The following is a 13,318-nucleotide window of genomic DNA, read 5'->3' on the forward strand; positions in this document are numbered from 1 at the left end:
GCCGAGAAGTTGTAGGGGCGCTTGCCGGCCGGCGTCTGCTGCTGCTGGGTCACTTTGCTTTTACTTCTTGGCTGGAGCCTTGGCGGGTGCCTTGGCAGCGGGGGCTTCGGTCGGGGCACCCAGTGCCTTGGCCACGTTCTCGTCGAGTGCGCGCATCTTGGGTTCGATGGTGGCGCGCGTGTCGGTGACCAGCTTTTCCGTCAATGCGGTCTGCATCTTCGGGTTCAGTTCCTGGTACTTCTTGCTGAGCGGCGAGTTGATCCAGGCCAGCAGTTGCTTGAGTTCGTCTTCGCTGAAGCTCTGCTCGAGCAGTGGGGTGAGGGCGCCCGGTGCCAGTTGAATCGCCTTGTCGCGAACGATCGGGTAGGCGTCGTCGAAGTACTTCTTCAGCTCTGCATCGGCGGCCTTGGCGGCCGATTCACGCTTGGCTTCAGGAACTTGCGTCTGCAGATACTGCGAACCCGCCTGTGCGATCGGAGCGCTCGATTGCTCGACCAGGCCGCGCGCCAGCGATTCGATGCCGGGGCGCTGGATGTCGATGAACTGCTTGATGAGCGTGGCCTTGTCCTGGGCCATTGCGGCCATGGAACTGCCTGCCAGGGCGACCGTCAGAAGTGCGAGTTTGATTTTTTTCACTGAGGATTCTCCGTTGAAGATGTGGAAGTATCGTCCGCGTCCGGCTCGCTCTCGCCGTTCGCGTCGTTTTCGACGATACGTTGTAGCCCGCTGAGTTTGGCGCCTTCGTCAAGCCCGATCAGCGTGACGCCTTGCGTCGCGCGACCCAGTTCACGAATTTCGGCAACCCGGGTGCGCACCAGCACGCCCTTGTCGGTGATGAGCATGATCTCATCGTCCGCATGCACGAGTGTGGCGGCAACGACCTTGCCGTTGCGCTCACTCTGTTGAATCGCGATCATGCCTTTGGTTCCCCGGCCGTGACGGGTGTATTCGGTAATGCTTGTGCGCTTTCCGTAACCGTTTTCCGTGGCGGTGAGCACGCTTTGCTGCTCGTCCTCGGCCACCAGCATGGCGATCACGCCCTGTCCCGGGTCCAGCGACATGCCGCGCACGCCGCGTGCATTGCGGCCCAGCGGACGAACGTCTTCCTCGTCGAAACGCACGGCCTTGCCGCCGTCACTGAAGAGCATCACGTCGTGCTTGCCGTCGGTGAGCGCGGCGCCGATCAGGTAGTCGCCTTCGTCGAGGTTGACGGCAATGATGCCGCCCTTGCGCGGGTTGTTGAACTCGTCGAGGGCAGTCTTCTTGACGGTGCCCATCGACGTGGCCATGAACACGTACTGGTCGGCCGGGAAGACGCGCTTTTCGCCGGTCAGCGCCAGCACGACGTTGATCTTTTCGCCTTCCTGCAGCGGGAACATGTTGACGATCGGGCGGCCGCGCGAACCGCGCGAGCCCGCGGGCACTTCCCATACCTTGAGCCAGTAGAGGCGGCCGCGGTTGGAGAAGCACAGGATGTAGTCGTGCGTGTTGGCGATGAAGAGCTGGTCGATCCAGTCATCTTCTTTCGTTGCCGTGGCTTGCTTGCCGCGGCCGCCGCGCTTTTGTGCGCGGTATTCGCCTAGCGGCTGGCTCTTGATGTAGCCGCTGTGCGAGAGCGTGACCACCATGTCGGTCGGAGTGATCAGGTCTTCGGTCGACAGGTCGAACGCGCTGTGTTCGACCTGGCTGCGGCGTGCGCCGACCTTGGTCTGGCCGAATTCCTGTCGGATGGTGCCGAGTTCGTCGCCAATGATGATCGAGACGCGCTCGGGCTTGGACAGGATGTCGAGCAGGTCGTCGATCTCCGCCATGACGTCCTTGTATTCGGCGACGATCTTGTCCTGTTCAAGGCCGGTCAGGCGCTGCAGGCGCATCTGCAGAATTTCTTGCGCTTGCGTGTCCGAAAGGCGGTAGAGACCATCCGAGCCCATGCCGAATTCGCGCTCCAGGCCTTCGGGACGGTAGTCGTCGGCGTTGATCACGCCGCCGTCGGCGCGCGAACGCGTCAGCATCTCGCGCACCAGCTTGCTGTCCCAGCTGCGGGTCATCAGCTCGGCCTTGGCGACGGGCGGCGTCGGTGATTCGCGAATGATGCGGATGAATTCGTCGATGTTGGCGAGTGCCACCGCGAGGCCTTCCAGCACGTGGCCGCGTTCACGGGCCTTGCGCAGCGTGAAGACGGTGCGGCGGGTTACCACTTCGCGGCGGTGCTGCAGGAAGACCTGAATGAGGTCCTTCAGGTTGCACAGCTTCGGCTGGCCGTCGACCAGCGCCACCATGTTGATGCCGAAGGTGTCCTGCAGCTGCGTCTGCTTATAGAGGTTGTTCAGCACGACCTCGGGCACTTCGCCGCGCTTGAGTTCGATCACCAGGCGCATGCCCGACTTGTCGGACTCATCCTGGATGTGGCTGATGCCCTCGATCTTCTTCTCGTGCACCAGTTCGGCCATGCGCTCCTGCAGCGTCTTCTTGTTGACCTGGTAGGGGAGCTCGTCGACGACGATCGCCTGTCGCTGGCCGCGGTCGATGTCCTCGAAGTGGCACCTCGCACGCATCACGACCTTGCCGCGGCCCGTGCGGTAACCGTCCTTCACGCCGTTGATGCCGTAGATGATGCCGGCGGTGGGGAAGTCGGGCGCGGGCACGATTTCCATCAGTTCGTCGATGCTCGCTTCGGGATTGCGCAGCAGATGAAGACAGGCGTCCACCACCTCATTCAGGTTGTGCGGGGGAATATTGGTGGCCATGCCGACCGCAATACCACCCGAGCCATTGACCAGCAAATTAGGCAACTGGCTCGGTAAAACCTTCGGTTCTTTTTCGGAGCCGTCGTAATTGTCCTGAAAGTCGACGGTTTCCTTGTCGATATCGGCCAGCATTTCATGCGCAATTTTGGCCAGCCGGATTTCCGTATAGCGCATTGCGGCCGCGTTGTCTCCGTCGACCGACCCGAAGTTGCCCTGGCCGTCGACCAGCATGTGGCGCATCGAGAAATCCTGGGCCAGCCGCACGATGGTGTCGTAGACCGACTGGTCGCCGTGCGGGTGGTACTTGCCGATGACGTCGCCGACGATACGGGCCGACTTCTTGTATGGCCGGTTCCAGTCGTTGTTGAGCTCGTGCATGGCGAACAGCACCCGCCGGTGCACCGGCTTGAGGCCGTCGCGGGCATCGGGAAGCGCCCGGCCCACGATCACGCTCATGGCGTAATCGAGATAGCTGCTGCGCATTTCCTCTTCGAGACTGATGGGCAGGGTTTCTTTTGCGAAGGAGGTCATGGGCGAGTGGCTGGCGGCAGGAAGCCGAAATTTTACGCTGTGAGGGGTGTCGCACCGCCGCAACACAAGGCGTCTATTCCGCCTCCGTCCTACGCTTCCGGGGTGCCCGGCGGCCTGTTTGCCAAAGACCCTATGGCACAATCGCCTCAACGTTTTGGGTGGTGGTCACTTAAAGCGTCCTTGATTCGCAGCGCGGCTGCGGCTTTTTCCCCAAGAGGAGAACCATGAAGAAACTGAATAAAGTGGCGATGATGTTTGCAGTCGCTGCGCTCGCCACTGCCGCCGGCGCGCAGACCCGTGTCACCGCTGCGGACGGCGGTCCTACGATCGACAACTGGCAAAACGGCACTGGCGAACTGGTTTGGAAGAACGGCACGAACGAACTGTGCTGGCGCGATGCCAACTGGACGCCTGCTACGGCTGCTGCCGGTTGCGACGGCGCTCTGGTTCCGGCTGCTCCGGCTGCTGTGGCTCCCGCCCCTGGCGTGGTGCCTCCCGCACCCCCGGCACAAGTCGCTGCTTCGAAGGTGACCTTCGCTGCGGACGCCTTCTTCGACTTCGACAAGTCGGTTCTGAAGCCTGAAGGTCGCGCCAAGCTGACCGACCTGGTCGAGAAGATCCGTGGTGTCAACCTCGAAGTGATCATCGCTGTGGGCCATACCGACTCGATCGGTACGGACGCCTACAACCAGCGTCTGTCGGTGCGTCGCGCCGAAGCCGTCAAGGCCTTCCTGGTCTCGAAGGGCATCGAACGCAACCGCGTCTACACCGAAGGCAAGGGCGAGAAGCAGCCAGTGGCTGACAACCGCACCAAGGAAGGCCGCGCCAAGAACCGTCGCGTGGAAATCGAAGTGGTTGGCACCCGCGCCAACTGATCGATCGATTCCATCGACCGTGAAAACCCCGCCTCGGCGGGGTTTTTTTATGGTCGTCTAATTAATGATCGATCTTGCCAAAGCCCATGCGGCGTTGACTTGGCATTGCTCGTTTCATAATCGCTGCATGACAGAAAACGTGAATGCAGACCCGGCCGAACTGGCCAAGTTCTCAGAACTCGCACATCGTTGGTGGGATTTGGAGAGCGAATTCCGACCGCTGCATGAAATCAATCCATTGCGCCTTGACTGGATTGAAGGCATTGCGCCGATCTCGCAGCGCCGAGTGCTTGATATCGGTTGTGGCGGCGGTATCCTGGCCGACTCCATGGCGCGCAAGGGGGCGGATGTCCTGGGCATCGACCTGGCGGGCAAAGCGCTCAAGGTTGCGCAACTGCACGCGCTCGAAGCTGGCACGCGGGGGGTGAAGTACCGGGAGATCAGCGCCGAGGCCATTGCAGCCGAACAGCCAGGCAGCTTCGATGTCGTCACCTGCATGGAAATGCTCGAGCATGTGCCGCACCCGGCCTCGGTCATTCAGGCCTGCGCCACGCTGGTCAAGCCGGGTGGGTGGGTGTTCTTTTCCACCATCAACCGCAACCTGAAGGCGTTCATGCTCGCGATCGTGGGCGCCGAGTACGTTCTGGGCATGTTGCCGCGCGGAACCCATGAGTATGCGAAGTTGATCCGGCCAAGTGAGCTTGCCGGCTACTGCCGTGCAGCGGGCCTTGACCTGCGACATACGCGCGGCTTGGAGCACAACCCGTTGACCCGGCGCTACTGGCTCAGCGGCGATACCAGCGTCAATTACATGTTCGCGACGCAGAAGCCCGCCTTGCCGGAGTTGCGAGGATGACGGGGGCATTGATTCAGGCCGTGTTGTTCGACCTCGACGGCACACTGATCGACAGCGCGCCCGACCTGGGGGCCGCAGCCGACAAGATGCGAACCGATCGCGGCCTTGCGTCGTATCCGCTCGAGCGATATCGGCCGATGGCCGGTGCCGGTGCGCGGGGAATGCTGGGCGTGGCGTTCGGCATCACGCCGGAATCGCCCGAGTTCGACGAACTGCGCGAGGAGTTCTTCGTTACTTACGAGCGCCGCATGCTGCTCAACACGCAAGTGTTCGACGGCGTTCAGGCCCTGATCGAAGCGCTGCGAGAGCAGGGCCTGCTTTGGGGTGTCGTGACCAACAAATCGATGCGTTTCACCGATCCGCTGACGCGCGCCATGGCGCTTTTCACGAGTGCGGGTGCGGTGGTGAGTGGCGACACCACCCCTTTTGCAAAGCCGCATCCCGAACCTTTGCATGAAGCTGCTCGTCGCCTTGGCGTTCCTTCAGAGGCGTGCGTCTACGTCGGTGACGATGAGCGCGACATCATCGCGGGCCGCGCCGCAGGCATGCGAACGGTCGCGGCCACCTATGGCTACATGGGAACGCAGGCCGATTCGACGCGATGGAATGCAGATGCTTCAATCTCTTCACCCCTGGAGCTCTTGAAGTTGCTGAATAGCGCCTAAAATGGTTTGCTTGGGGCTGCACTGGTTTCGACGTGGGTTCGGAGTCGCAGCGGGGCATGTCGAGCTGAATGCGCTCGTAAAACAGATTCAAACAAACTAACTGCAAACGACGAACGTTTCGCACTCGCTGCTTAATTGCCAGTGAGCTTTGCAACAGCAGGCCGATGGGCTGGGCAAGGGGGTGACAGAGCAATCTGAAACCTCCCGGCTGCAAAGATAATTACATGGGCTGGCTTCGATCCGGGTACCTTGGGTCGAGGCGAGAAAATAGGGTGCTGGCGTCCGGTTTAGCGTGTGACTGCGCGACTCAGGAAGCGAGACTTAAATCAGATCACTAAACATGTAGAACTGCGCGATGAAGGCTTGCGGACGGGGGTTCAAATCCCCCCAGCTCCACCACATTCTTGCGGACGGGTCTCACTGACCGTGAAGCCCGCGACGCGTACCACCGCCGTACGTCGTTGTAGCTTTTCGTTACCGACCCATGACGCTTGAGCCCATCGAGGGCAGGGCTGAACGCGTTCTCGTCATCGAGCGCTGCTCGGCGCCCGGTTGGCAAATCTCAGATGTTCAGTTGCACTGGAACAGCACGCCCTGTTCAGCCGGCGCCTTGCCCAGCCAACGCGGTGTCTTGCTTCTTGCGTCGCAATAGTCCGCAGCCTGAACATAGGTCATGGCACGAAGGACGCCTTCTCGAACCTGTGTAACTTCGTTGGGAGGTGTAGAGCAGCCAGTGAGGACCAAGGCAAGCGGAAGCAGTGTGCGCCAATTCATCGGGCCATTCTAAGACCGGGGATCGTTGGCTCCGTGCTCGCGGCCAGGGTATGGATACCGGAAGTAGCTCCCCGGATTGCCGAACAGTTGCCGTGCCAGTTGCACCGGGTCTTCGCTCTTGTGCTTTTCGTAGAGCACCGGTCCCCAGATGATGAAGCCGTCGATGCTCAGTCTTCCAGGCGCCGGCTCGATGGCTTGCCAGGCATGGGCGAATTTCGATATCCAGGCCAGTGCTTCCTGGAGCGCATGATTGGTCGGGGCGGTGGTTTCCTCTGTCGCAGGCATTGCGGATCTCCTTGCTGAAAATACTGTACAAATATACAGTAGACTATGCCCATGCAAACCATGCCCGCCACACTCTGGATCGCCGCTTGTGCGCACCGGCTGCATCGGCAGTGGCACACCGTGGACCTCCTCGAACTGGAAGACGTCGCACGCGACCTGTGGCGCGACGATCGCTTGCGTGCCATGTGGCCCGAGGACGCGGCCACGCATTGGCTGCGCCCTGTCATTCGCACGGTGCTCGCGCCAGTGCCTCTGAATTTCTCCTTGACGGGTAAACCGTCCCCCGCTGGTCAACCTGTGCGGGGGCCTTGATGCATGCCAGCAGATAGGCTTTCAAGCCCAGCCGAATGGCTGGGCTTTTTTTATGCGCCGGTTCGCGAAGCAGTGCGCAGGCCAACGTTTTTTCGCTTCAACGCGAGGCTATAGTCGCCCAGCGTTGTCACATTGCAGTCACTGCAACTTTCGCTGCACCACGCAATGCGCAAGGCCTGTGCGCCCGCCCAGATCCCGAAAAAGGACACCCGTGCCGGATACCCTGACCTCCACGTTGACCCGCTACTACGACGAAGTGCCCTATGACTCGCACCCGTTCCCTCAGTCGGCGATGGAGCACCTGGAGGCGCTGGCCTTCCTCTTCGGGCTCGATGCGCCCGACCCCTCCACCGCGCGCGTGCTCGAACTCGGCTGCGCCGCCGGCGGCAATCTGATTCCCTTCGCGGCGCGCCACCCGCAGGCCCGCGCCGTCGGCGTCGACCTGTCCCCGGTGCAGGTCGCGCATGGCGTGGCGGCCATCGGGCATGCGGGACTGCGGAACATCGACCTCAAGGCCTTCGACATCGCGGACATCGACGCCTCGTTCGGCCAGTTCGACTACATCGTCTGCCATGGTGTGTACAGCTGGGTGCCGGGCCCCGTACAGGACGCGATCCTGCGGATCTGCTCGCAGAACCTGGCGCCGAACGGCGTGGCCTACGTGAGCTACAACGTGTACCCCGGCTGGAAGGCGCGCGAGATCGTGCGCGACGCCATGATGCTGCGCGGCGGGCCGCGGGACACGCCGGAAGAACAGCTTTCGTACGCTCGCGGCATGCTCGATTTCCTGGAGCAGTCGGCGCGCCCCGACAGCGTGCTCAAGAAGACGCTCGAAGAGACGATGCCCATCGTGCGCAGCGCCAGCAGTTCGTACCTGATGCACGAGTTCCTCGAGCCTTGCAACGCGCCGTGCTACTTCAAGGAATTTGTCGCCCGGGCCGCCGCCCACGGCCTGGCCTACCTCTGCGACGCCGAGCCTTCCACCATGTTCGTGCAGAACTACGGCGAGAAGGTTCGCGATCCGCTGCTGCGCGAATGCGGCGGCAGCCAGGTCCTGATGGAGCAGTACCTCGACTTTCTGGTTAATCGCACCTTCCGCCAGACGCTGCTGGTCGGGCAAGCGAACGCCGAGAGCATTCGCTACCGGCTGGACCCCGCGCGCCTTCGTGTGCTCGAGTTCGCAGGTGTGTTCACCCCCGAAGACGGCGGCGCGTTCACGCGCGACGCGCGAGCGCAGCCTTGCAATGCCATTCGCGGCCTGAAGGTCACGCCGAGGCTGCCGGTGCAGAAGGCGGTTGCGCAGTTGCTGGATGCCTGCTACCCCGCGTCGATGTCGCCACACGCCTTGATCGAAGCGGCAGCCAGGCTTGCCGACGAATCGCCAGCCGCCGTCGAGCCCGTCGTGATGGCCATGCTGGAGGAGCTGCTGATCCTCGGCGCCCTGCGCATCCGTCGCTCGCCGGCGCCGGTGGCCTCCGCGGTGTCCAGCCTGCCCCAGGCGCTGCCCGCGGTACGAAGCGCGCCGACGTTGCCCTTGGGCGCGGGCGCCACGGCCAGCGCATGCAACCAATGGCACGAGTCCGTGGCACTGTCGCCGCTGGAGCGCAGCCTGCTGGCGCTGCTCGATGGCACGCGCTCGCACGAGGCGCTGGCCGAACATCTCGAAGCCGAAGTGCGCGACGATCGCCTGCGCTTCGTCAAGGACGACCAACCGCTGACCGACCCTTCGGAGGTGAAAGAATTCGCCCGTCAGCAAGTTGCGCTGGCGCTGGCTTCCTTGCGACGCAAGGCCTTGCTCACCGCCTGACCATTCATTCTTCATCGACCACAGAGGAGACTCTCGCATGCAACCCATTCACTGGACCCCCAACCTGCGCGCCGCCGTTGCTGCGGTGCTCGCGCTGGCGGCCGCCGGCGCGTCCCACGCGGCGTCGCAGGCGCCCGTCGCGGCCGAGCACGGCATGGTCGTGAGCGCGCAGCACCTGGCCAGCAAGGTCGGCGTCGATGTGCTCAAGCGCGGCGGCAATGCTGTCGACGCGGCGGTCGCCGTGGGCTACGCGCTGGCGGTGGTGTACCCCGCCGCGGGCAACCTCGGCGGCGGCGGCTTCATGACCGTGCAGCTGGCAGACGGCCGCAAGACCTTCCTCGACTTCCGCGAGAAGGCGCCGCTGGCCGCCACGGCCAACATGTACCTCGACAAGGACGGCAACGTCGTCAAGGGCCTGAGCACCAACGGCCACCTGGCCGTGGGCGTGCCGGGGTCCGTGTCGGGCATGGAATACGCGCGCGAGAAGTACGGCACCATGAAGCGCGCCGACCTGATCGCCCCCTCGATCCAGCTGGCCGACAAGGGCTTCACGCTGGAGCAGGGCGACATCGACATGCTCTGGACCGCCACCGCCGACTTCCAGAAAGACCCGGTCTCCGGCGCCATCTTCCTGAACAAGGGCCAGCCCTTCCAGGTCGGCCAGAAGCTGGTGCAGAAGGACCTGGCAAAGACGTTGAAAGAGGTCAGCGCCAAGGGCCCCGACGGCTTCTACAAGGGCTGGGTCGGCAATGCCATCGTGGCTTCCAGCCAGGCCGGCAAGGGCATCATCACCCAGGCCGACCTGGACCAGTACAAGACGCGCGAACTCGCCCCCGTGGAGTGCGATTACCGCGGCTACCGCGTGGTGTCGGCACCGCCGCCCAGCTCGGGCGGCGTGATCATCTGCGAGATGCTCAACATCCTCGAGGGCTACCCGCTCAAGGACCTGGGCTTCCGTTCGGCGCAGTCGGTGCACTACCAGATCGAGGCCATGCGCCACGCCTACGTGGACCGCAACAGCTACCTGGGCGACCCTGACTTCGTGAAGAACCCGCTCGACCGCCTGCTCGACAAGGGCTATGCCGAGAAGATCCGCGCCGCCATCGACCCGAAGAAGGCCGGTGTCTCGAAGGACATCAAGCCCGGCGTCGCGCCGCACGAAGGCAGCAACACCACGCACTACTCGATCACCGACCAGTGGGGCAATGCCGTCTCCGTCACCTATACGCTGAACGACTGGTTCGGCGCAAAGGTCACGGCCGCCAAGACCGGCGTGCTGCTGAACAACGAGATGGACGACTTCACCTCGAAGATCGGCGTGCCCAACATGTACGGCCTGGTGCAGGGCGAGGCCAATGCCATCGCCCCGGGCAAGCGCCCGCTGAGCTCCATGAGCCCGACCATCGTGTCGAAGGACGGCAAGCCGGTGTTCGTGGTCGGCACGCCGGGCGGCAGCCGCATCATCACGGCCGTGCTGCACACCATCCTGAACGTGGTCGACTACGGCATGAACGTGCAGGAAGCCGTCGATGCGCCGCGCTTCCACCAGCAATGGCTGCCTGACGTCACCAACGTCGAGGTCTTCGCGCTGAGCCCCGACACGCGAAAGATCCTGACCGACATGGGCCACAACCTGGGCGTGCCGCAACCGGCCAACCACCTCGCGGCGATCATCGTGGGCGCGCCTTCGCTGGGCGGCAAGCCGGTCGGCAACAACCGCTTCTACGGTGCCAACGACCCGCGCCGCAACACGGGCCTGGCGGCGGGCTACTGAACCTGCGGCACACTTGAAGGCGGTCGTGCCCTTGTCGGCGCGGCCGCTTTTTTCATTTCCATGCACCTGCAAGACATTCTCTACACCCAGGGCTTCGGCACACGGCGCGTCTGCGCGGGCCTTGCGCAGCAAGGCCACGTGACCATCGACGGCCGGGCCGTGACTGACCCCTTCGCCGACCTCGACCCCGAAGGCCTGCTTTTCACCGTCCAGGGCACCGCGTGGGCGTACCACGAGAAGGCCTACCTGATGCTGCACAAGCCGGCCGGCACCGAGTGTTCGCAGAAGCCCTCGACCTACCCGAGCATCTACACGCTGCTGCCGTCGCCGTTGCGCCTGCGCCCCAACAAGGGCGCAGTGCAGGGCGTGCAGGCCATCGGCCGGCTCGACCAGGACACCACCGGCCTCCTGCTGATGACCGACGACGGCCAGTTCATCCACAAGATGGGCTCGCCCAAGCACCACGTGCCCAAGGTCTACGAGGTGACGGCCAAGCACCCGGTGGACGAGGTGCAGATCGCGAAGTTGCTGGCCGGCGTGGTGCTCGACGACGACCCCAAGCCCGTGCGCGCCGCCGCCTGCGAGTCGGACAGCCCGCTCCACCTGCGGCTCACGCTGACCGAAGGCAAGTACCACCAGGTCAAACGCATGCTGGCCGCGGTCGGCAACCGGGTCGACGGGCTGCACCGTTCGCGCATCGGCGACCTGGCGCTGCCCGAGGCGCTGGCCCCGGGGCAATGGCGCTGGCTCACGGCCGAAGAGGTCGCGGCGCTGCGCGCGCCCTCGAAACCCGCCAAACCACCGAAATAGGGGGAGAAAGAGCGCGTGGCCGGTCAGCCAGCCTTAAGGCCGGATCGTTAAGATCGTCAGCTCTCTCTCGGAACCTTCCCTTGCGACTTCCTGCTCGACCGAACGGCCGCCTCGCGGCTCTGATTTTTTCCTGTCTGACGGTTCTGGCGGCGCACACCGCAACCGCAGCACCGGCCGAACCACCGCCGATCTTCGTGCTCAACTCGCTGGACGCCAGCGTGAGCGTGATCAATCCGGCCGACTGGACCGAAAAGCAGCGCATCGCCACCGGCAAGGAGCCGCATCACCTCTACATGACGCCCGACGAAAAGTCGGTCATCGTGGCCAATTCGGCCGGCGATTCGCTGACCTTCCTGAACCCTAAGACGGCCGAGGTGCAGCGTGTGGTGTACGGCATCATCGATCCGTACCAGCTGCAGTTCTCGCGTGACATGAAGTGGTTCGTCACGGCGGGCAACCGCCTGAACCACGTCGATGTGTACCGCTGGGACGGCAAGGACCTGAAGCTGGCCAAGCGCATCGCCAGCGGCAAGACGCCCAGCCATATCTGGATCGACAACACCAGCACCATCGCCTACGTGACGATGCAGGACAGCGACGAGATGATCGCGGTCGACCTGCCCACGCAAACCGTCAAGTGGCGCACCGCCACCGGCCCGATGCCGGCCGACATCTTCGGCGTGCACAACGACAAGACCCTGCTGGTCGGCCTGACCGGCGGCGACGGCGTGCAGGTGTTCGACGTGGCCGGCGCCGAGCCCAAGCTGGTCGGCAAGATCCCCACCGGCAAGGGCGCCCATGCCTTCCGCTCGGCTGGCGACGGCAAGACCGTCTTCGTGAGCAACCGCGTGGCCAACACCATCAGCCGCATCGACCTGGCGACGCTCAAGGTCGTTGCCAACTACGCCGTGCCCGGCGGCCCTGATTGCATGGACGTGTCGGCCGACGGCAAGACGTTGTACGTGACCTCGCGCTGGGCCAAGAAGCTCACCGTGGTCGACCTCGTTGCCCAGAAGGTGGTGCGCCAGGTCAACGTCGGCCGTTCGCCGCACGGCGTGTGGACGCTGGACCATGGCAAGCGGACGTAAGCGCATCGGCGCGGCTTTCGCGCTGTTGGCCGCAAGCGTCATTCCTGGCGCGTGGGCGGCGCAGGGCGCGGCCACCTGCAAGAAGCCGGTTTACCTGACCTTCGATACCGGTCACATGGGCATCGCCCCGCTGGTGGCCGACGTGCTCAAGCGGCAGAACGTGCGCGTCACCTTCTTCGCCGCCGCGGAACGCACCCAGACCGACGGCGACAGCCTCGACGATCACTGGGCGCCATGGTGGAAGGCGAGGGCGGCCGAGGGCAACGAGTTCGGCTCGCACACCTACGACCACGCCTACTGGCGCGCCGACGTCAAAGGCACGCCGCCGAGCTTTCGCATCAGGCCTTCGGCCGGACCGCAGGACGGCAAGGAATCGACCTGGACCGCCGCCGAGTACTGCGCCAACATCCGCAAGTCGTCCGACCGGCTGGCCGCCATCACCGGCAAGAAGCCGCTGCCCCTGTACCGTGCACCCGGCGGCAAGACCTCGCCCGCGCTGCTGGCGGCCGCCGAGGGCTGCGGCTACAAGTACGTCGGCTGGGCGCCTGCGGGCTTCCTGGGCGACGAACTTCCGAGCGAAAAATTCAGCAATGCCAGGCTCCTCACCCAGGCGCTCGACACCATCCGCCCCGGCGACATCCTGCTCGCGCACCTGGGCATCTGGTCGCGCAAGGATCCGTGGGCGCCGGCCAATCTCGAACCGCTGCTCGTCGGCCTGAAGGCCAAGGGCTTCTGCTTCGAGACCCTGCGCCAGCACCCCGACTTCCGCGCCTGGATCGCATCCCATCCTTGAG

General features: G+C 64.0%; 12 protein-coding genes and 1 other RNA gene. 10 read left to right on the forward strand and 3 right to left on the reverse strand.

Annotated features, from left to right (window positions below):
* Positions 1-60 precede the first annotated feature (60 nt).
* Together ACSFBM_RS04080 and gyrA are read right to left on the reverse strand one after the other, a co-directional pair.
* Positions 61-636: a DUF2059 domain-containing protein gene (locus ACSFBM_RS04080; RefSeq protein ID WP_435483249.1), complete on the reverse strand. Its 576-nt coding sequence runs from the start codon at positions 634-636 to the stop codon at positions 61-63.
* The gene (gene gyrA, locus ACSFBM_RS04085; protein WP_435435454.1) at positions 633-3,278 is read right to left on the reverse strand and encodes a DNA gyrase subunit A; all 2,646 of its coding nucleotides are present in this window, start codon (positions 3,276-3,278) and stop codon (positions 633-635) included. Before gyrA ends, ACSFBM_RS04080 begins: the two co-directional genes overlap by 4 nt.
* A 224-nt stretch (positions 3,279-3,502) precedes the next feature.
* Here gyrA and ompA point away from each other — a divergent pair, with 224 nt between their 5' ends.
* The 4 genes from ompA to ssrA all read left to right on the forward strand — a co-directional run bounded on the left by ompA (position 3,503) and on the right by ssrA (position 6,073).
* Positions 3,503-4,153, forward strand: coding sequence for an outer membrane protein OmpA (gene ompA / locus ACSFBM_RS04090; RefSeq protein WP_435435455.1), 651 nt, complete (start codon positions 3,503-3,505; stop codon positions 4,151-4,153).
* Positions 4,154-4,280: 127 nt separating this feature from the next.
* A complete protein-coding gene (ubiG, locus tag ACSFBM_RS04095) occupies positions 4,281-5,009 on the forward strand; it encodes a bifunctional 2-polyprenyl-6-hydroxyphenol methylase/3-demethylubiquinol 3-O-methyltransferase UbiG (RefSeq protein ID WP_435483721.1) in 729 nt (242 codons plus the stop codon).
* Positions 5,006-5,674, forward strand: a complete 669-nt coding sequence (gph, locus tag ACSFBM_RS04100) for a phosphoglycolate phosphatase (protein WP_435435457.1) — start codon at positions 5,006-5,008, stop codon at positions 5,672-5,674. The genes ubiG and gph overlap by 4 nt, the downstream gene beginning before the upstream one ends.
* Positions 5,675-5,686: 12 nt before the next feature.
* Positions 5,687-6,073, forward strand: a transfer-messenger RNA (tmRNA) gene (gene ssrA / locus ACSFBM_RS04105).
* A 384-nt stretch (positions 6,074-6,457) separates the two neighbouring features.
* Here ssrA and ACSFBM_RS04110 read toward each other — a convergent pair.
* Complete coding sequence (locus ACSFBM_RS04110) at positions 6,458-6,733, reverse strand: hypothetical protein (RefSeq protein WP_435483250.1); 276 nt, start codon at positions 6,731-6,733, stop codon at positions 6,458-6,460.
* A 51-nt stretch (positions 6,734-6,784) separates the two neighbouring features.
* On the opposite strand from ACSFBM_RS04110, the gene ACSFBM_RS04115 reads away from it, so the two are divergent.
* The 6 genes from ACSFBM_RS04115 to ACSFBM_RS04140 all read left to right on the forward strand — a co-directional run bounded on the left by ACSFBM_RS04115 (position 6,785) and on the right by ACSFBM_RS04140 (position 13,317).
* A complete protein-coding gene (locus ACSFBM_RS04115) occupies positions 6,785-7,045 on the forward strand; it encodes a hypothetical protein (RefSeq protein WP_435483251.1) in 261 nt (86 codons plus the stop codon).
* Between the two features lie 211 nt (positions 7,046-7,256).
* Positions 7,257-8,852: a class I SAM-dependent methyltransferase gene (locus ACSFBM_RS04120; protein WP_435483252.1), complete on the forward strand. Its 1,596-nt coding sequence runs from the start codon at positions 7,257-7,259 to the stop codon at positions 8,850-8,852.
* A gap of 37 nt (positions 8,853-8,889) precedes the next feature.
* On the forward strand, positions 8,890-10,626 hold the full coding sequence (gene ggt / locus ACSFBM_RS04125; protein WP_435435460.1) for a gamma-glutamyltransferase: 1,737 nt from the start codon (positions 8,890-8,892) through the stop codon (positions 10,624-10,626).
* Between the two features lie 60 nt (positions 10,627-10,686).
* Positions 10,687-11,436, forward strand: a complete 750-nt coding sequence (locus ACSFBM_RS04130) for a pseudouridine synthase (protein WP_435483253.1) — start codon at positions 10,687-10,689, stop codon at positions 11,434-11,436.
* 80 nt (positions 11,437-11,516) lie between these two features.
* Positions 11,517-12,524 carry a YncE family protein gene (locus ACSFBM_RS04135; RefSeq protein WP_435483254.1) on the forward strand — a complete coding sequence of 336 codons (1,008 nt, stop codon included), beginning with the start codon at positions 11,517-11,519 and terminating at the stop codon, positions 12,522-12,524.
* On the forward strand, positions 12,508-13,317 hold the full coding sequence (locus ACSFBM_RS04140; RefSeq protein ID WP_435483255.1) for a polysaccharide deacetylase family protein: 810 nt from the start codon (positions 12,508-12,510) through the stop codon (positions 13,315-13,317). The genes ACSFBM_RS04135 and ACSFBM_RS04140 overlap by 17 nt, the downstream gene beginning before the upstream one ends.
* Position 13,318 lies beyond the last annotated feature (1 nt).

It is taken from the genome of Variovorax pasteuri (genome assembly GCF_051216435.1).
Lineage (GTDB): Bacteria > Pseudomonadota > Gammaproteobacteria > Burkholderiales > Burkholderiaceae_C > Variovorax.

Excerpts from the sequence above, each read along its gene's own strand:
- ggt (WP_435435460.1), top strand. The coding sequence starts at position 8,890 with ATGCAACCCATTCACTGGACCCCCAACCTGCGCGCCGCCGTTGCTGCG.
- gyrA (WP_435435454.1), bottom strand. The coding sequence starts at position 3,278 with ATGACCTCCTTCGCAAAAGAAACCCTGCCCATCAGTCTCGAAGAGGAA.
- ACSFBM_RS04140 (WP_435483255.1), top strand. The coding sequence starts at position 12,508 with ATGGCAAGCGGACGTAAGCGCATCGGCGCGGCTTTCGCGCTGTTGGCC.
- ACSFBM_RS04115 (WP_435483251.1), top strand. The coding sequence starts at position 6,785 with ATGCAAACCATGCCCGCCACACTCTGGATCGCCGCTTGTGCGCACCGG.
- ompA (WP_435435455.1), top strand. The coding sequence starts at position 3,503 with ATGAAGAAACTGAATAAAGTGGCGATGATGTTTGCAGTCGCTGCGCTC.
- gph (WP_435435457.1), top strand. The coding sequence starts at position 5,006 with ATGACGGGGGCATTGATTCAGGCCGTGTTGTTCGACCTCGACGGCACA.
- ACSFBM_RS04130 (WP_435483253.1), top strand. The coding sequence starts at position 10,687 with ATGCACCTGCAAGACATTCTCTACACCCAGGGCTTCGGCACACGGCGC.
- ubiG (WP_435483721.1), top strand. The coding sequence starts at position 4,281 with ATGACAGAAAACGTGAATGCAGACCCGGCCGAACTGGCCAAGTTCTCA.
- ACSFBM_RS04110 (WP_435483250.1), bottom strand. The coding sequence starts at position 6,733 with ATGCCTGCGACAGAGGAAACCACCGCCCCGACCAATCATGCGCTCCAG.